Raw genomic sequence first — 18,008 nt, forward strand, 5'->3', positions numbered from 1 at the left:
GGTCACCCAGTGAGGGAGCGGATATGGAGCACAAAGTCCCGGATGGGCCGAGCGATGTGCAGCAGCTCATGTCCGAGCATCTGGAGGCGCTGTCCCGGCTGGTCGCGGACAGCCCGGCCGCCGCACCGGAGGCACCGGCCGTCCCGGACCCCCTCATCCGCCACCACCACGGGCTGGACGCCATCAACGCCGCCATCGACGAGGCGCTCGCCGGCGCCCGCGAGGAGATCCTGACCGCGCAGCCGGACGGACCGCGCCCCGGCCCGGTCCTGGACCAGGCGCTGGAATCCGTGCGCCGCCGGCTGGCGGGAGGCGTCGCGATGCGCACGCTCTACCAGCACACGACGCGATTCGACGAGGCGACCAAGAATTACGTGCGCACGGTGTCGGACTACGGGGCGCGGGTGCGCACCCTGGACGAATTCCACGACCGGCTGATCATCATCGACGAAAGCGTCGCATTCGTCTCGGCGAATGAGAACCGCACGCACGCGGTGGCCATCAGGGAGCCCGCCGTCGTGCGGTTTCTCAAAGGAACGTTCGAGCGTTCCTGGGACCGGGCGAATCCCTTCCCGTTCCTTTCCACCAATGCCGCGAAGGCGGCCGAACAGGTCATCCCGTCACTCCGCAAGGCGATCAGGAAACTGCTCGTGGCGGGCTATCCGGACAAGCAGATCGCGCGCCGTCTCGGCATCAGCGAGCGGTCGCTGCAAGGGCACATCGCGGCGATGAAGCAGGACCTGGGCGCGCACACCAGAATCCAGCTCGGCTACGAACTCGGCCGGAACGAGACCACGCTCATCGTCTGAACGGGCCCGGCGAGAACCGGGCGCGGACGGTACGGGGCACTGCGGCGGGGGCCCGCCGCCCCCGCCCGCGCGCGCTCAGCCGGCCGTCTCCGGGGTCGCCTCCGGGGCCGTCCCCGGCTCGGGCGCCGGTGCGACGGTGGTCGCGGGGCCGCCCCTGCGGAAGCCGCGCATCCGGGAGACCGCGACCCCGCTCAGGCAGATGGCGCCGCCGAGGAGCGTGACCCAGCCCGGCACCTCGTCCAGGGCGATCCAGGAGATGAGGATGACCACGGCGGGCACCGCGTAGGTGGTGGCCCCCATCTTCCCGGCGGTGGTCCGCGACAGCGCGTACGCCCAGGTGGTGAAGGCCAGCGCGGTCGGGAACAGCCCCAGGTACACCATGTTGAGCGTGGCCGACAGCGGCGCGTCGCCGAGGTCCGACACCAGCTGCCCGGAGAACGGCAGGCAGGCCACGGCGCCGATCACACAGCCGTACGTCGTCACCTGCATCGGCGTCCCGTGCCGCAGCGCGGGCTTCTGCAGCACCACGCCGGCCCCGTACGCCACGGCGGCCAGCAGGCAGAGCCCGATCCCCAGGAGCGAGGACGAGCCACCGGAGGAGGACGAGAAACCGACGACGACCGCGCCGGCGAACGAGACGGCCATGCCCGCCAGCAGCAGGGGCGGGAAACCCTCCTTCAGGAACCAGCCGCCGAGCAGCGCGACGACCATCGGCCCCACGTTGACGACCATGGACGCCGTTCCCGCGTCCACCAGTTGCTCGCCCCAATTGAGCACGACCATGTAGACGCCGAACCAGAGCACACCCGATCCGGCGATTCCCGGCCAGGCCTTGCGGGGCGGTACTCCCCCGCCTTTCAGCAGCAGCAGGCAGACGAGCGCCACGGAACCCGTCACCAGGCGTCCCAGCGCCAGTGCCCCGGGTTCGAAATAGTCGGCGGACGCACGAATGGACACGAATGCGGAGGCCCAGAGAACCACCGTGACCGATGCGGCCGCAATCGCCCGCCGATCCATTCCGGAACCTGCAGATAATGAGTTCATCGGTGCGACCTCGCCTCAGCTCGTTTCCCCACGATGGGTCGCCGGAAAGCGTACCGAGCGGTGCACGGCCGGAAGCCCGCGTCCGGCTGGAACAGGGGGGTTAGCCCCACTGACGCGGGCGCCGCTCGTTCGTACCGTAACCACCATGGACGCAACCGACACCGAGCTCGACAAGGAGCTCAAGGCGACTCTGCAAGCCCGTGGCGAGCTGGGGGCCGACTACGACTCCGCGCTCGTCGAATCGTTCCTGGAGAAGGTGGAGCAGCGGCTCGACGCCACGCTCGACCGCAGGGTCCGGCGCCATCTCGCCGAGGAGCGCACCGCCGCCGCCCGCGGCGGCCGGACCCCCGACCATCCGAACGGCAGCTTCGGCGAACGCTTCGGCTTCGGCATCGTCTCCCTGGTGCTGGCCGTCCCGCTCTCCGCGATCGGCGTCGCGAACGCGGGCATCGGCGGGCTCGTCGTGGCCTGGCTGGGCATCGTCGGCGTCAACATGTTCCAGACCGGCCACGGCCGGCGGCTGTTCCGCGGCCGCGAGGAGCGGCGCGCGGCCTCCGACTGGGAGGACTGAGCCGCGCGCGGGGGTTGTCGCGGGGACCGCCGCACCCCCGGTCGCCCGGAGGTCGGGACGGCGGCGGTCCCCGCGCGGGACGCGGACCGGGTCAGAACCGGAAGAACGCGTCCGGGCGACGGTGGAGGTCCGGGAGCCGCTCCGTAGTCCGTTGTCGCCGGCCGGTGCCGGCGGGGTCTCCCCCGCCGACACCCACCACTGTGCCCCAGCCGTGTTAAGCCGGTGCTGCGACGACGTGACGCGCGCGTACCGTTCGGACGAAACGCGGGGCCGCTACTTCCCCGCGGCCGAGGCCGCTACTTCCCCGCGGCCGGGGCGTCCTTCGCCAGGAAGGCGAGCAGGTCCTGCCGGCTGACGACGCCCTTCGGCTTGCCCTCCACCAGCACGATCGCCGCGTCCGCCGCGCCGTCGCCGCCGAGCACCGCCATCAGGTCCTCGACCGGCTCGCCGGAGCCGACCTGCGGCAGCGGCGCGGACATGTGCTTCTCCAGCGGGTCGGTGAGCGAGGCGCGCTGGGCGAACAGCGCGTTCAGCAGCTCCCGTTCCACCACCGAGCCGATGATCTCGGCGGCCATCACGTCCGGGTGGCCCGCGCCCGGCTTCACGATCGGCATCTGCGAGACGCCGTACTCGCGCAGGACGTCGATCGCCTCGCCGACCGTCTCCTCCGGGTGCATGTGGACGAGGGTGGGGATCGGGCCCGCCTTGTGGTCCAGCACGTCCGCGACCCGCGCCGAGGGGCCGGTGTCCTCCAGGAAGCCGTAGTCGGCCATCCACTCGTCGTTGAAGATCTTCGAGAGGTAGCCGCGCCCGCTGTCCGGGAGCAGCACGACGACCACGTCGTCCGGGCCGAGCCGCCGGGCGACCTCCAGGGCACCCACGACCGCCATGCCGCAGGAGCCGCCGACGAGCAGCCCCTCCTCCTTGGCGAGCCGGCGGGTCATCTGGAAGGAGTCCTTGTCGGACACGGCGACGATCTCGTCGGTGACCTCGCGGTCGTACGCCGAGGGCCAGAAGTCCTCGCCGACGCCCTCGACGAGGTAGGGCCGGCCGGAGCCGCCCGAGTAGACCGAGCCTTCCGGGTCGGCGCCGACGACCTTCACCGCGCCGCCGCTGACCTCCTTGAGGTAGCGCCCGGTGCCGCTGATCGTGCCGCCGGTCCCGACGCCCGCCACGAAGTGGGTGATCTTCCCCTCGGTCTGCTCCCACAGCTCGGGACCGGTGGTCTCGTAGTGGGACCGGGGATTGTTCGGGTTGGAGTACTGGTCGGGCTTCCAGGCGCCCGGCGTCTCACGGACCAGCCGGTCGGAGACGTTGTAGTACGAGTCGGGGTGCTCCGGGTCGACCGCCGTGGGGCAGACGACGACCTCGGCACCGTAGGCGCGCAGCACGTTGATCTTGTCCGTGGACACCTTGTCCGGGCAGACGAAGACGCACTTGTACCCCTTCTGCTGCGCGACGATGGCCAGGCCGACGCCCGTGTTGCCGCTCGTCGGCTCGACGATCGTGCCGCCGGGCTTCAGCTCGCCGCTCTGTTCGGCGGCCTCGATCATGCGCAGGGCGATGCGGTCCTTGACCGACCCGCCGGGATTGAAGTACTCGACCTTGGCCAGGACCGTCGCCTGGATGCCGGCCGTGACACTGCGCAGCCTCACCAGCGGGGTATTGCCTACGAGACTGATCATCGAATCGTGGTATCGCACCGTGTACTCCGGGGTCTCCGAGATGGTCCGGCAAGCGTATGCGCAGGAGCACGGGATCGGGCGGCGCGATTGAACAACGTCCGGTAGCGGGCAGGTAGCTGTGTGTACGGCTCTACGGCGGTACGTGCGACGAGGAGGTGGACCGGACTGTGTCGACGGCGAGGGTGGCACGGCGGATCGCGGCGGGCGCGGCCTACGGCGGTGGCGGCATCGGGCTGCTGGGAGCCGCGGCGGTGGGTGTCCTGCTGGCGGAGGTCCAGCTGGCGAAGCGGCAGGTGGGCGGCGGCATCGCCCCGGTGCCGCCGAGCGCGGACGGACGGTACGGAGTGGCGTTCACGGGCCCGGCGGAGCCGCTGCGGCTCGGGCTGCTCGGGGACTCCACGGCGGCCGGGCAGGGGGTGCGGCGGGCCGGGCAGACCCCGGGGGCGCTGCTGGCCTCCGGGCTCGCGGCGGTGTCGGAGCGGCCGGTGGACCTGCGCAACGTGGCCCTGCCGGGTGCCCGGTCGGACGATCTGGAACGGCAGGTGTCGCTGCTGCTCGCGGACCCGTCCCGGACGCCGGACGTGTGCGTCATCATGATCGGCGCCAACGACGTGACGCACCGGATGCCGGCGACCCAGTCGGTGCGCTGCCTGACGACGGCGGTGCGCCGGCTGCGGACGGCCGGGGCCGAGGTCGTCGTGGGCACCTGTCCGGACCTGGGCACGATCGAGCCGGTGTACCAGCCGCTGCGCTGGCTGGCCCGGCGGGTGAGCCGGCAGCTCGCGGCGGCGCAGACGATCGGCGCGGTGGAGCAGGGCGGGCGCACGGTGTCGCTGGGCGACCTGCTCGGCCCGGAGTTCGCGGAGAACCCCCGGGAACTGTTCGGCCCGGACAACTACCACCCGTCCGCCGAGGGCTACGCCACCGCGGCCATGGCCGTGCTGCCGACGCTGTGCGCGGCGCTGGGGCTGTGGCCGGAGTCGGACCGGCTGGACGGCACACGGCGCGAGAACATGCTGCCGGTGGCCAAGGCGGCCTCCCAGGCGGCCAAGGAGGCCGGTACGGAGGTCACCGGGGCCCGGGCGCCCTGGGCGCTGCTCAAGCACCGCAGGCGGCGGCGCCTGCCCGCCGCCACGGAGCCGCATCCGCACCCGGAGGCGGGGGCGGAGGCCGGGGATGCGCCCCGGACGGACCACCACAGCGGGGAACCGAGGCGGTGAGCGGGCGCCCGGCCGGAGACGGGGTGACTGAGCGCTCGCTTAGAAAAGAGGCCCTCATCACACGCCGCGTCGGGTGACCCGCGCGCTACGTACGGGTAATTTCCAGAGCAGTCGTGCCAGACAGCCGTCCAGCCCTCATGGAGCCGCGTGATGCCCGAAGCCGTGATCGTCTCTGCCGCCCGCTCGCCCATCGGCCGGGCCTTCAAGGGTTCGCTGAAGGACCTGCGCGCGGACGACCTGACCGCCACCATCATCAAGACGGCGCTGGCCAAGGTCCCCGAGCTGGACCCGAAGGACATCGACGACCTGATGCTGGGCTGTGGGCTGCCCGGCGGTGAGCAGGGGAACAACCTGGGCCGCATCATCGCCGTGCAGATGGGGATGGACCACCTCCCCGGCTGCACGGTGACCCGCTACTGCTCCTCGTCGCTCCAGACGAGCCGCATGGCCCTGCACGCCATCAAGGCCGGCGAGGGCGACGTCTTCATCTCGGCCGGTGTCGAGATGGTCTCCCGCTTCACCAAGGGCAACTCGGACAGCCTGCCGGACACGCACAACCCGGTCTTCGCGGAGGCGGAGGCCCGTACCGCCGCCCGCGCCGAGGAGTCCGGCGCGAGCTGGCACGACCCGCGCGAGGACGGCCTGCTCCCTGACGCGTACATCGCGATGGGCCAGACCGCGGAGAACCTGGCCCGGCTCAAGGGCGTCACCCGCCAGGACATGGACGAGTTCGGCGTACGGTCGCAGAACCTCGCCGAGGAGGCCCTGAAGAACGGGTTCTGGGAGCGCGAGATCACCCCGGTGACCACGCCGGACGGCACCGTCGTGGCCAAGGACGACGGCCCGCGCGCGGGCGTCACGCTGGAGGGCGTCCAGGGGCTGAAGCCGGTCTTCCGCCCGGACGGCCTGGTCACGGCGGCCAACTGCTGCCCGCTCAACGACGGCGCCGCCGCGCTCGTGATCATGTCCGACACCAAGGCGCGCGAGCTGGGCCTGACCCCGCTGGCCCGGATCGTGTCCACCGGCGTCTCGGGCCTCTCCCCCGAGATCATGGGCTACGGCCCCGTCGAGGCGAGCAAGCAGGCGCTCCGGCGGGCCGGGCTGACCATCGGCGACATCGACCTCGCCGAGATCAACGAGGCGTTCGCCGCCCAGGTCATCCCCTCCTACCGCGACCTCGGGCTGCCGCTGGAGAAGGTCAACGTCAACGGTGGCGCCATCGCCGTCGGCCACCCCTTCGGCATGACCGGCGCCCGGATCACCGGCACGCTGATCAACAGCCTCCAGTTCCACGACAAGCAGTTCGGCCTGGAGACCATGTGCGTCGGCGGCGGCCAGGGCATGGCGATGGTCATCGAGCGTCTGAGCTGATCAGGGCGGCCCGGCGGTCCCCCGGGGCCGCCGAGCTCCGACCGTGACCGAATCTCCCCCAGGATGTGATGTATCTCCTGGGGGAGAATCGTTTTCGCAGGTCACACTGGCAATCGACGGATACACCGGGCCCAAAGACCTGTCCATTTCGTGACGTAATGCACTGACAGCCGGTGCCGTCGGGGGACAAGCTGATGTAGGAAGCTCGGGGGATCGATTGAAACCGGGAGTATGTCAGTGAGCGCCATGCCTATTGCCCTGTTGCTGACCACCGCCGCCGCCACGGCCGTGGGCGCCGCCGCTCTGCACGCTGCTCACGGGCTGCGCAGGCAGGTGTCCGCCCTCCGCGAGGAGCTGGCCGAGAACCGCGCCGTCACAGCCGCTGTACCCCCGCAGACCCGCCACGACACCACCTCCGCCGAGGACATACGCGCGGCGGTCGCCGAGGCGCTCGCCGAGGAACGGGAGCGGGAGCTGGCCGAGGCCCGCGCGTTCTGGGCCTCGCAGGAGGCGCGGGACGCCGCCGACGCCCCCTCGCTGCTCGGCGGACTGGCCGGGCTCGGCGAGGACGCCCCGTTCTTCATGCCGCGCCAGAGCGACTTCGCCGGTCTCGACGCGATGGACCTCGAAGCGGTGGAGGCCGTGGACGAGCTGACCGAACTGGCCGGGCTGAACGAGCCGGCCGAGTTCCCCGAGGACTCCCCCGAGCTGGCCGCGGCCCGCCGCCGCCACCCCTCGCACCCCGACTTCGTCCCGGTCCAGACGCCCGTCGTCACCGACCACGAGCGCACCGTGAACCGCCTGGAGGAGCTGGCGGACAGCCGTACCGAGCTGTCCGACGTGCGCCCCGGCCCGCTCGGCACGCTCGACGTCTACGTGTTCGCCGACGGCACCACGCTGTGCATGACCCCCGGCCACCGCGAGACCGCGGAGCGCCTGGCCGCGTCGCTGCGGGCCGGCGAGCACCCGGTGCTGCTGGGCGGCTCCGGCGTCTCCGGCGCGTACGCGCTGACGTTCTCCTGCGGCACGGAGAACGTCTACATACTGGCCGACCGCGTCATAGCGAGCTTCTGAGCCGCCCCGGACCCGGCCCCCACGCCCGGCAGCGGCCCTCGCCGGCCGCTCCCCGTACGCCCTACCCGAAGGCCCGCGCGGCCGCCTCGTCGACGTATCGCACGGCCTCGTCCAGCTCCGTGGACGGGGCCTTTTCCAGTGCCACGGCCAGGTCCCGCCCGGCGACGGCGAGCTGGTCGCCGACCGCGAACACCCCGGCGTCCGGCATGACCCGCGGCTCCCGGCCGGGCTCCTCCGCCCGCTGGGCCCGCGCCGACAGCTCGCGCGCGGCGGCCAGCCCCGCGGCCGCCGCACCCCGCTGGAGCCGGCTCTGCGGGGCGGCGCGCAGCCGGTCGGCGAATCGGTCCACGGCGATGATCAGGGGAGTCGTATCGAGCACCCCGCGACCCTATCCCGCCCGTACGAAAGCGGCCCGCGGCCTCCGGAAGGAGACCGCGGGCCGCTGCCGTGCGGGGCGCGGGACGATCAGTCGTCGCCGCTGAGGATGGAGAGCAGGCGCAGCATCTCCAGGTAGATCCAGACCAGGGTCATGGTCAGGCCGAAGGCGGCCAGCCAGGACTCCTCGCGCGGAGCGCCGTACGCGATGCCGTCCTCGACCTGCTTGAAGTCGAGGGCGAGGAAGCAGGCGCCGAGGATGATCCCGATGACGCCGAACAGGATGCCGAGACCACCGCTGCGGAAGCCGAGGCCGTCACCGCCACCGAAGGCGGCGAACAGCAGGTTGACGACCATCAGGAGCATGAAGCCCATGGCGGCGGCCATCACGAAGCCGTAGAACCGGCGGGTGACGCGGATCCAGCGCATCTTGTACGCGAGCAGCACACCGGCGAAGACACACATGGTGCCCATCACCGCCTGCATCACGACGCCCGGCCCGATGTACGTGCTGACCGCGCTGGAGATGACGCCGAGGAACACGCCCTCGAAGGCGGCGTACGCGAGGATCAGCGCGGGAACGGGCTTGCGCTTGAAGGACTGGACCAGCGACAGCACGAACGCGATGATCGCGGCGCCGATCGCGATGCCGTACGACTTGCCGAGGTTGTCCTCGTCGACCGGCAGCAGCGCCCAGGCGAGCGCGGCACCGAGCACGACCGTGCCCAGCGTCATCGCCGTGCGCGTGACGACGTCGTCGATGGACATCGCGCCGGTACGGACGGGCGCGGGGGCGCCCGTGGTGGCGTAGGGGTTCGTCGCGTACGGGTTCGGGGCGGTGCCCTGCGCGTACGGGTTGGCACCCGCTGCGGGGGCCCCGGCCTGCGGCGCCGCGTTGAAGCCCGCGTAACCGTTGTCGCGGCTGAAGCCCCGTCGCGAGAAGACCGGGTTGCTGCTCCTCATCTCACTCCTCCATGGCCACCCAGCGTGGCCTTGCCACAAGAGTAATGGGTAGGCAAAGCAATCGGTCCAGTACCGAAGGAGGATCTTTCCGCCCCGCCCTCCTCACCCGGCAGCATCCGCCAGCCGGTCGAAGGTCGCGGTCAGCACCGCCCGCCGCTCCTCCTTGTACCCCTCCGCCGGGCCCAGGTCGTCGATGGTCCGCTCCCACACCTCCAGGTACGCGTCCCGCCACCCCCGGATCACCTCCGGCGCCGGCAGCGTCACCCCGACCCAGCCGCGCTCGCACAGCAGGAGCAGCAGCTCCAGGTTGCAGGGCACGGCCACACCGTCGTACTCGTCGGGCTCGATCCCCACCGGATCGCCCGCCATCGCCTCGGCCACCTCCCCCACGAGCCGCTCCACCAGCCCGGCCAGATGATCCGCCGCCGTATCACTGTCGAAGTTCCCCGCCCCCCAGGTCCCCACGAGACCCCCCTCCCCTCGTCACCACCAGTGCCGGAACCATCCCAGCACGGGGCACTGACATCGCCGGGAACGACGGAGGCACGGCGGGACCGCCCGCGAACACTCCGGCGGGTACCACGACTCGCACTGACCTTCGCCCCTCGTCCTCGGGGGTCCGGGCCCACGGGCCGGGCCCCCGAGTCACGCCGGGCGATATTCGTCCGAACCGGCGGCGGCCCGCTCGTGGTGCCGCCAGGATGGCCCGGGTGACGACCACAGACCTCTGGCACCACTACGGCCGCGTACGCGCCGAACAGGATCACGCCGTCCCCGACCGCTTTCACTGGGCCTGGGACCAGACGAGCGGGCCGGGCGCGGAGGTCCTCGGCGACATCACCGGCAGAACACTCGCGGACCTCGGCTCCGGCGCCGCGCGCCACGCCGCCCACCTGGCCGTGCACCACGCCCCGGACCGCATCGACGCGGTGGACGCCTCACCCGCGCAGCACAGCATGGCCACCGCCCTCCACGCCACGCTCGCCCCACGCCTACGCCTCGTCCACCAGGACGTCGTCGCCCACCTCCGCGCGAACCCGGGCGCCTACGACGTGCTGTACAGCGTCTTCGGGGCCGTGGACTTCACCGATCCCCACGCGCTGCTCCCGGCCGCCGCCGGTGCTCTGCGGCCGGGCGGCAGGCTGGTCTTCTCCACCCTCGCCCACTACCTGACCGGCGCCCCCGCACAGCCGGACTTCACTGCGGCCGACGTACCGGCGAAGACCCCGGACGGTGAGGCCGCGACCATGCGCCGGTGGGTCCTGCGGGAGCAGGTCTGGACGAAGGCCCTGGACGAAGCCGGCTTCACGTCGATTCGGGTCACGACGTTGCCTGCCGGCGAAGGCCCCCGGCCCGCGGCCACCCTCCTCATCACAGGCGAGCGCCTTCCCCTGCGGACCTGACGTCGCGCTCGCCGAAGACCGGGCGGACGGCTCGTCGGTGAACCATGCGTCCGCCCGCTCGCCGCTTCGCGGCACCACGTAGGCCATGAGCCGACGGCAGAGAGCTGGTGTACCTGCGGCGCACCGGGACACAAGAGAGGGACACGGCGATCCGGGCGTGCTTGCGGGTGAGACGCCGGGGGCGCGGTGGTGCCCGGAACCGGACTCGAACCGGTACGCCCCCGAGGGGCAGCGAGGTTTAAGCTCGCCGTGTCTGCATTCCACCATCCGGGCTTGGCGCGCGGCTCCGCGTTGGCACATGACCCTATCCGGGGGGCTCGGCGCGATCCGCCGAACAGTGGCTCGATGTTGTCTTATTTATCGATCTCTTGAGTCCCCGTCAGCGCACATGGGAGGCATACCCACATGCCCGGGCGAAGTGGCGGCAGTACCGGGGTGCCAGCCGAATTGACGGAAAGTCGCCGCACCGACACAGCAGATTCGCCAGGGGCGCGCCACCGATCGCCAGGGGCGCGCCACCCGGTGGCTGATTCTAGAGCTCGGCGCGGTCGCCCACGCGGCCCGGAACCGGGCGCGTCGTGAGGGCGGACGGGGTGTCCGGGGCCCCTCCGCCGGCTTACGCGGGCGGTGGATGTCATACCCGAGGAGGACGCCGGGGGCCCGATCGTGCGACTCAAGAGGGCCCCGGGAACGGGCACGGGGATTGACGCCCCGCGGCCGTCCGGCGGAGACGATGGAGCGGTACCCCCGGCCCGGAGCCACGCCCTCGCGGCGGGCCGCCGGGCGGGCTCTCCCGTACCCGTCCACCCCACCCTGGAGTCTGCCGTGACCACCATGTCCACCGCTCACCGCGCCACCGCGGTGGCCGCCCGCGCCACGGAACTGTCGAAGGTCTACGGCGAGGGCGAGACCCGCGTGACCGCCCTCGACCGGGTCACCGTGGACTTCCCGCAGGGCGAGTTCACCGCGATCATGGGCCCGTCCGGCTCCGGCAAGTCCACGCTGATGCACTGCGTGGCCGGCCTGGACAGCTTCAGCAGCGGTTCGGTGCGCATCGGCGAGACGGAACTCGGCTCCCTCAAGGACAAGCAGCTCACCCAGCTCCGCCGGGACAAGATCGGCTTCATCTTCCAGGCGTTCAACCTGCTGCCGACGCTCACCGCCCTGGAGAACATCACGCTCCCCATGGACATCGCGGGCCGCAAGCCCGACCAGGAGTGGCTGCGCCGGGTCATCGAGATGGTGGGCCTGTCCGACCGGCTCAAGCACCGCCCCACCGAACTCTCCGGCGGCCAGCAGCAGCGCGTCGCGGTGGCCCGCGCGCTGGCCTCGCGGCCCGAGATCATCTTCGGCGACGAGCCGACCGGCAACCTCGACTCGCGCTCCGGCGCCGAGGTCCTCGGCTTCCTCCGCAACTCCGTGCGCGAACTGGGCCAGACCGTGGTGATGGTGACCCACGACCCGGTCGCCGCCTCCTACGCGGACCGCGTCATCTTCCTGGCGGACGGGTCGATCGTGGACCAGATGATCCACCCCACCGCCGACGGGGTGCTCGACCGGATGAAGGCGTTCGACGCCAAGGGCCGCACCAGCTGAGCCGGCCCCCGCCCGCGCCTCGTACCCCTTGCTCCGGCCCGGCCCTCCCGGGACCGGCAGACTCCCAGGACTGACAGACATGTTCCGAACCGCCCTGCGCAACGTGCTCGCGCACAAGGCCAGACTGCTGATGACGATCCTCGCCGTGACACTCGGCGTGGCCTTCGTCTCCGGCACCCTGGTCTTCACCGACACCCTCGGCAACGCCTTCCGCAACCAGTCGGCCAAGAGCTACGACGACATCGCCGTCGCCGTCACCACCTACGCCGACCCGCGCGACGAGGACACCCGCGCCATCGACGAGGCCACCCTGAAGAAGATCCGCGCCCTGGACGGCGTCGCCTCGGCGACCGGCCGGGTGGACGGCTTCGCCGGCGTCGCCGACCCGGACGGCAAGCTCATCGGCAACGGCTGGTCCAACACCGGCGCCAACTTCGCCCCCGGCGGCGACGGCCAGGACCCGGCGTACGACTTCACCGCGGGCAAGGGCCCGGTGGAGCCCGGCGGCGTCGCGCTGGACCGGGACACCGCGAAGAAGGGCGAGTACGAGGTCGGCGACACCGTGCGCGTCGCCACCAACGGGCCGGTGAAGGAATACACCCTGACCGGGATCTTCACCACCGAGGACGGCGCGGTCAACGCCGGCGGCAGCCTCGTCCTGTTCGACACCCCCGTCGCCCAGAAGCTGTTCCTGCGCCCCGGCGAGTTCAAGGACGCCTCCGTCGCCGCCGAGCGCGGCGCGTCCGACCGGGCGCTGCTGGCCGCCGTGAAGCCGCTGCTGCCGGAGGGCGCGAGCGCCAGGACCGGCGCGGACCGCGCCGACGAGCAGGCCGAGGAGATCGAGAAGAGCCTCAGCACGCTCAGCAAGGTGCTCCTCTCGTTCGCCGGGGTCGCCCTCTTCGTCGGCGTCTTCCTGATCGCCAACACCTTCACGATGCTGGTCGCCCAGCGCACCAAGGAGCTGGCCCTGCTGCGCGCCGTCGGCGCCTCCCGCCGCCAGGTCAAGCGCTCGGTGGTCCTGGAGGCGGCCGTGGTCGGCCTCGTCGCCTCCGTCGTCGGCTTCGCGCTGGGCCTCGGCCTGGCGGTCGCCCTGCGCTCCGCGATGAGCCTGCTCGGCGGCAAGATCCCGGCCGGCCCGCTGGTCGTCGCCCCGCTCACCGTCGTCACCGCCTTCGCGGTCGGCGTCCTGATCACCGTGCTGGCCGCCTGGCTGCCCGCCCGCCGGGCCGCGAAGATCCCGCCCGTCGCCGCGATGAGCAGCGCGCACGCGGTGGCCACGGTCAAGTCGCTCGTGCTGCGCAACACCATCGGCGGGATCGTCACGCTGCTCGGTGCGGCGGGGATCATCGGCGGCGCGGTGGCGGCCGGGTCGAACGGGCAGCTGCTCGTCGCCGGCGGCACGTTCCTCGCGCTGATCGGCGTCATCATCCTGATCCCGCTGCTGTCCCGCCCGGTGATCGCCCTGGTGCGCCCGCTGCTGCTGCGGCTGTTCGGGGTGTCCGGCAAGCTGGCCGCGCAGAACGCGGTCCGCAACCCCCGGCGTACCGGTGCCACCGCCTCCGCGCTGGCGATCGGCCTCACCCTGGTCACCGGCATCTCGGTGCTCGGCGTCACCCTCGGCCACGCGGTCGACAAGGTGACGACGGACAACATCAAGGCCGACTACATGGTCTCCATGGCCAGCGGCGACTCGCTCGACGAGTCCGCGCTGACCGCGCTGGAGAAGGCCAAGGGCGTCACCGCCGTCTCGCCCCAGCAGGCCGTCTGGCTGTCGATCGGCGACGGCGGGGTCTCCGCCTCCGGGGTCACCCCGGGCGACGTGCAGCAGGTGCTCGCCCTCGACACCGTCGCCGGTTCGCTGGACTCGCTGGAGAAGGGCGAGATCGCCGTCGCGGAGAAGACCGCGAAGTCGCGGGGCTGGAAGCCCGGTGACACCGTCGCGGTCACGTTCCACGACGAGAAGAAGGGCACGCTCAAGGTCGGCGCCCTCTACAAGGACAACGAGTTCCTCTCGCCGGTCCTCGTCCCCCGCTCGGTCATCGCCCCGCACGAGGGCAAGGGCGACATCCAGGAGATCTGGGTCAAGACGGAGGGCGGTGCCAGCGCGGCCAACGAGCAGGCCCTGGTGGACGCGCTGGGCGGCAACCCGGGCATGAGCGTCATGGACCGCCAGGACATCCGGGACCTGTTCGGCGGCAGTGTCAACCTCGCGATGAACATCATGTACGGCCTGCTCGGCATGGCCCTGATCATCGCGGTGCTCGGGGTCGTCAACACCCTGGCCATGTCGGTGTTCGAGCGCCAGCAGGAGATCGGCATGCTGCGGGCGATCGGCCTGGACCGGCGGCGGGTCAAGCGGATGATCCGGCTGGAGGCGGTGGTGATCTCGCTGTTCGGCGCGGTGGTCGGCATCGGGCTCGGGCTGTTCCTCGGCTGGGCGATCGGCCAGACCGTGGCCAAGGAGATCCCGGGGTACGTCCTGGTGCTGCCGTGGGGCCGGATCGCGGTCTTCCTGCTGCTGGCGGGCTCGGTGGGCGTCCTCGCCGCCCTGTGGCCGGCCCGCAGCGCCGCCCGGCTGAACATGCTGACGGCCATCAAGACCGAGTAGGCGCGCCCGTACGGGGAAGGGGCCGGTGTCCGCGGTGTGCGGACACCGGCCCCTCGCGCGTCCGGGGTGCTCAGGCGGTCGCGTCGGCCCGCCAGGTGCGGGCGCGCAGCGGCATCCGGGAGGAGCCGTCCTCCTCGGGGCGCACCGCGAGGATCTGGTTGACGCCGATCCGGTTGCGTTCGAAGGAGAGCGCGGAGGCGGCCATGTACAGCCGCCAGACCCTGGCCCGGCCGGGCGAGACCAGTCGTACGGCGCGGGCCCAGTCCCGCTCCAGGTTGGCGACCCAGCGGCGCAGCGTCAGCGCGTAGTGCTCGCGCAGGGCCTCGACGTCCCGGGCCTCGAAGCCGGCGTCCTCCAGGAGGGAGAGGGTCCGGCCGACCGGGGCCAGTTCCCCGTCCGGGAAGACGTAGGCGTCGATGAACGCGTCGATCTCGTAGGCGGACTCGTCCTTCTCCGGGCGGCGGCCGATCTGGTGGTTGAGGAGGCGTCCGCCGGGCTTGAGGAGGGCGTAGAGGTCGTCGGCGTACTCGCGGTAGCGGGCGGAGCCGACGTGTTCCGCCATGCCGATGGACGAGATCGCGTCGTAGGGCCCGTCGTGGACGTCCCGGTAGTCCTGGACGCGGATGTCGATCAGGTCGGTGAGGCCCTCGTCGGCGATGCGCTTCCGGGCGTAGGCGGCCTGTTCGGCGGAGAGGGTGACGCCGGTGACGCGGGCGCCGTACTCGCGGGCGGCGTGGAGGGCCATGGAGCCCCAGCCGCAGCCGACGTCGAGCAGGCGGTCGCCCTTCTTGAGCGCGAGCTTGCGGCAGACGAGGTCGAGCTTGTCGCGCTGGGCGTCCTCCAGCGTTCCGGCCTCCTCCCAGTAGGCGCAGGAGTAGACCATGGAGGGCCCGAGGACCAGGGCGTAGAAGTCGTTGCCGACGTCGTAGTGGTGGCTGATGGCCTGCTTGTCGCGGTGCTTGGTGTGCCGGGTGCCGCTGCGGCCGCGCACCTCTTCGGGGGGCGGGGCGGGCGGCAGCCAGGGGCCGGCCAGTTTCAGGAACTCCTTGGCGGCGGCTCGTGCGCGCGGGTCGCGTACCGCCGCGAGGCCGGTCCTGGGGCCGCCGCCCGCTCCGGCGCCGCGCTCCCAGACGAGCCCGGCCATCAGGTCCAGGGCCTCGTACAGGTCGCCGTCGATGTCGAGTTCGCCGGCCACCCAGGCGCGGGCGAGGCCGAGTTCACCGGGCTTCCACAGCAGCCGGCGCAGGGCGCGGCGGTCCCGGACGACGAGGACGGGGGCGCCGGGCGGTCCCGCCTCGCTGCCGTCCCAGGCCCGGACGCGGACCGGTAGGGGTTGTCCCAGCAGCTCCTGGGCGAGAGCGGTCAGCCGCAGCGCGGCGTCTGCCATGGCGCACACCTCCGTGACGGTGTTTCCCGACGTGCCCGAACATGCCCACACATGTCCTCGACCACGCCCGGCACCCGCGGCGTCCCGGCGTGGTACATCCCCCACAACAGTTTCCGGCGGCCGGGCCATCCCGCTACCGGGCAAGGGAACGGCAAAGAGCATGTGGGGCGCACGCATCCTGCCGGGCCACGGGCCGCGCGCCCCCGTGCGCCGCACGGTGCCGGGCGCCGCCGGATACGCCGAAGGGACCGTCCGCACCACGGATGGCGGACGGCCCCTTCGGGCGTCGTGCGTCCTGCTGCTGCCCGGCCGGGCAGGCGTGGGTCAGGAGGCCTTGGCCTTCTCGCCCACCGGCTTGGCGGCGGCCGGCGCGGGGGCCGGCTTGGCGGCCTCGTAGAACTCCTCGCGCGGCGTCTCCATGGCGCCGAGCGAGACGACCTCGCGCTTGAGGAACATCGCCAGGGTCCAGTCGGCGAAGATCCGGATCTTGCGGTTCCAGGTCGGCATCGCCAGACCGTGGTAGCCGCGGTGCATGTACCAGGCGAGGCGGCCCTTGAGCTTGATCTTCATCTTGCCCATGACGATCATCGCCACGCCCTTGTGCAGACCCAGACCCGCGACCGCGCCCTTGTTGGCGTGGCTGTAGTCGGCCTGCGGGAAGCCGCGCATCCCGGAGATGACGTTGTCGCCGAGGACCTTGGCCTGGCGCAGCGCGTGCTGGGCGTTCGGCGGGCACCAGGCGTTGGGGTTGCCCGCCTTGCGGCCGACGAGGTCCGGGATCTGGGCGTTGTCGCCGGCGGCCCAGATGTAGTCGGTGCCCTGCACCTGGAGCTTCTCGGAGGTGTCCACGTGGCCGCGGGGGCCGAGCGGCAGGCCGAAGCGGGCCAGCGCCGGGTTCGGCTTCACGCCGGCCGTCCACACGATCGTGTTGGAGTCGACCTCGAGGCCGTTCTTCAGCACGACGTGACCGTCGACGCAGGAGTCCATGGAGGTCGACAGGTAGACCTCGACCCCGCGGGACTCCAGGTGCTCGCGGCCCCAGGTGCCGAGCTTCGGGCCGACCTCGGGGAGGATCTTGTCGGCGGCGTCGACGAGGATGAAGCGCATGTCCTCGCGCTTCACGTTCGAGTAGTACTTGGCCGCGTCGCGGGCCATGTCCTCGACCTCGCCGATGGTCTCCGCGCCGGCGAACCCGCCGCCCACGAAGACGAAGGTGAGGGCCTTGCGGCGGACGTCCTCGTCGGTCGTGGAGTCGGCCTTGTCCAGCTGCTCCAGGACGTGGTTGCGCAGGCCGATGGCCTCCTCGATGCCCTTCATGCCGATGCCCTGTTCGGCGAGGCCGGGGATCGGGAAGGTGCGGGAGACCGCGCCGAGCGCGATGACGAGGTAGTCGAAGGGCAGCTCGTAGGACTCGCCGACGAGCGGCGCGACCGTGGCGACCTTGCGGTCCTGGTCGATGGTGGTGACGCGGCCGGTGAGGACCTCGGCCTTGGGCAGGACGCGTCGCAGCGGGACGACGACATGCCGAGGCGAGATGCTGCCGGCAGCAGCTTCGGGGAGGAAGGGCTGGTAGGTCATGTACGACCGGGGGTCGACGACCGTGACGGTCGCCTCGCCGTAGCGCATCTTCTTGAGGATGCGCCGAGCTGCGTACAGGCCTACGTACCCACCGCCTACTACGAGGATCCTGGGACGCTCCGTGGTGCTCATGCCATCGAGTATCCACCCCCCTCGGGGGGCATGCTCGTGAGCCCCTTCACAAGGTTGTGGCCACCCTCTGCTATAGTTCGCCGCCCGCGTGACCCAGCTCATGCCCCGGGCGGGGAACCCCGCTCCCGCGGTGAACGTTGTTCACCGCCTGTGAGCTGGCCCTGGGCCCCCGGGGCACCCCGGAGGCCACCT

At 71.9% G+C, this 18,008-nt stretch carries 15 protein-coding genes and 1 tRNA gene; 8 read left to right on the top strand and 8 right to left on the bottom strand.

All coding sequences use genetic code 11. The annotated features are described in order from the left end of the window. The first annotated feature begins 23 nt into the window (after positions 1-23). Positions 24-809: a LuxR C-terminal-related transcriptional regulator gene (locus MHW47_RS04485; RefSeq protein ID WP_239221297.1), complete on the top strand. Its 786-nt coding sequence runs from the start codon at positions 24-26 to the stop codon at positions 807-809. Positions 810-884: 75 nt separating this feature from the next. Here MHW47_RS04485 and MHW47_RS04490 read toward each other — a convergent pair whose 3' ends face one another. Next, complete coding sequence (locus tag MHW47_RS04490; protein WP_374230053.1) at positions 885-1,853, bottom strand: DMT family transporter; 969 nt, start codon at positions 1,851-1,853, stop codon at positions 885-887. A 145-nt stretch (positions 1,854-1,998) separates the two neighbouring features. On the opposite strand from MHW47_RS04490, the gene MHW47_RS04495 reads away from it, so the two are divergent. Beyond that, complete coding sequence (locus MHW47_RS04495; protein WP_239221299.1) at positions 1,999-2,424, top strand: hypothetical protein; 426 nt, start codon at positions 1,999-2,001, stop codon at positions 2,422-2,424. Positions 2,425-2,720: 296 nt separating this feature from the next. Here the strand turns inward: MHW47_RS04495 and MHW47_RS04500 are convergent, their stop codons facing one another. Beyond that, complete coding sequence (locus MHW47_RS04500) at positions 2,721-4,127, bottom strand: cystathionine beta-synthase (protein WP_239221300.1); 1,407 nt, start codon at positions 4,125-4,127, stop codon at positions 2,721-2,723. A gap of 164 nt (positions 4,128-4,291) precedes the next feature. Here MHW47_RS04500 and MHW47_RS04505 point away from each other — a divergent pair, with 164 nt between their 5' ends. The 3 genes from MHW47_RS04505 (at position 4,292) to MHW47_RS04515 (ending at position 7,774) form a co-directional block, all read left to right on the top strand. Then, complete coding sequence (locus MHW47_RS04505; RefSeq protein ID WP_239221323.1) at positions 4,292-5,329, top strand: SGNH/GDSL hydrolase family protein; 1,038 nt, start codon at positions 4,292-4,294, stop codon at positions 5,327-5,329. A 150-nt stretch (positions 5,330-5,479) separates the two neighbouring features. Further along, entirely contained in the window at positions 5,480-6,700 is a 1,221-nt protein-coding gene (locus tag MHW47_RS04510; protein ID WP_239221301.1) for an acetyl-CoA C-acetyltransferase, read from the top strand. A gap of 246 nt (positions 6,701-6,946) precedes the next feature. After that, the gene (locus MHW47_RS04515; protein ID WP_239221302.1) at positions 6,947-7,774 is read left to right on the top strand and encodes a hypothetical protein; all 828 of its coding nucleotides are present in this window, start codon (positions 6,947-6,949) and stop codon (positions 7,772-7,774) included. A gap of 61 nt (positions 7,775-7,835) precedes the next feature. On the opposite strand, the gene MHW47_RS04520 is transcribed toward MHW47_RS04515, so the two are convergent. The 3 genes from MHW47_RS04520 to MHW47_RS04530 form a co-directional block, all read right to left on the bottom strand. Further along, positions 7,836-8,153: a hypothetical protein gene (locus MHW47_RS04520; protein ID WP_239221303.1), complete on the bottom strand. Its 318-nt coding sequence runs from the start codon at positions 8,151-8,153 to the stop codon at positions 7,836-7,838. An 86-nt stretch (positions 8,154-8,239) separates the two neighbouring features. Next, on the bottom strand, positions 8,240-9,112 hold the full coding sequence (locus tag MHW47_RS04525) for a Bax inhibitor-1/YccA family protein (RefSeq protein ID WP_239221304.1): 873 nt from the start codon (positions 9,110-9,112) through the stop codon (positions 8,240-8,242). Positions 9,113-9,214: 102 nt separating this feature from the next. Then, complete coding sequence (locus MHW47_RS04530) at positions 9,215-9,577, bottom strand: DUF4259 domain-containing protein (protein WP_239221305.1); 363 nt, start codon at positions 9,575-9,577, stop codon at positions 9,215-9,217. 236 nt (positions 9,578-9,813) lie between these two features. On the opposite strand from MHW47_RS04530, the gene MHW47_RS04535 reads away from it, so the two are divergent. Further along, positions 9,814-10,515, top strand: a complete 702-nt coding sequence (locus tag MHW47_RS04535) for a methyltransferase domain-containing protein (protein ID WP_374230054.1) — start codon at positions 9,814-9,816, stop codon at positions 10,513-10,515. Between the two features lie 187 nt (positions 10,516-10,702). Here MHW47_RS04535 and MHW47_RS04540 read toward each other — a convergent pair. Continuing rightward, positions 10,703-10,788 (bottom strand) — tRNA-Leu (locus tag MHW47_RS04540). 552 nt (positions 10,789-11,340) lie between these two features. Here MHW47_RS04540 and MHW47_RS04545 point away from each other — a divergent pair. Beyond that, a complete protein-coding gene (locus tag MHW47_RS04545) occupies positions 11,341-12,111 on the top strand; it encodes an ABC transporter ATP-binding protein (RefSeq protein WP_239221307.1) in 771 nt (256 codons plus the stop codon). Positions 12,112-12,190: 79 nt separating this feature from the next. Then, entirely contained in the window at positions 12,191-14,719 is a 2,529-nt protein-coding gene (locus MHW47_RS04550; RefSeq protein ID WP_239221308.1) for an ABC transporter permease, read from the top strand. 70 nt (positions 14,720-14,789) lie between these two features. Here the strand turns inward: MHW47_RS04550 and MHW47_RS04555 are convergent, their stop codons facing one another. After that, positions 14,790-16,106: a cyclopropane-fatty-acyl-phospholipid synthase family protein gene (locus MHW47_RS04555; protein ID WP_239221309.1), complete on the bottom strand. Its 1,317-nt coding sequence runs from the start codon at positions 16,104-16,106 to the stop codon at positions 14,790-14,792. A gap of 324 nt (positions 16,107-16,430) precedes the next feature. After that, positions 16,431-17,816, bottom strand: coding sequence for an NAD(P)/FAD-dependent oxidoreductase (locus MHW47_RS04560; protein ID WP_239221310.1), 1,386 nt, complete (start codon positions 17,814-17,816; stop codon positions 16,431-16,433). Positions 17,817-18,008: the final 192 nt, after the last annotated feature.

It is taken from the genome of Streptomyces sp. OfavH-34-F (genome assembly GCF_022347745.1).
In the GTDB taxonomy this organism is placed as follows: domain Bacteria; phylum Actinomycetota; class Actinomycetes; order Streptomycetales; family Streptomycetaceae; genus Streptomyces.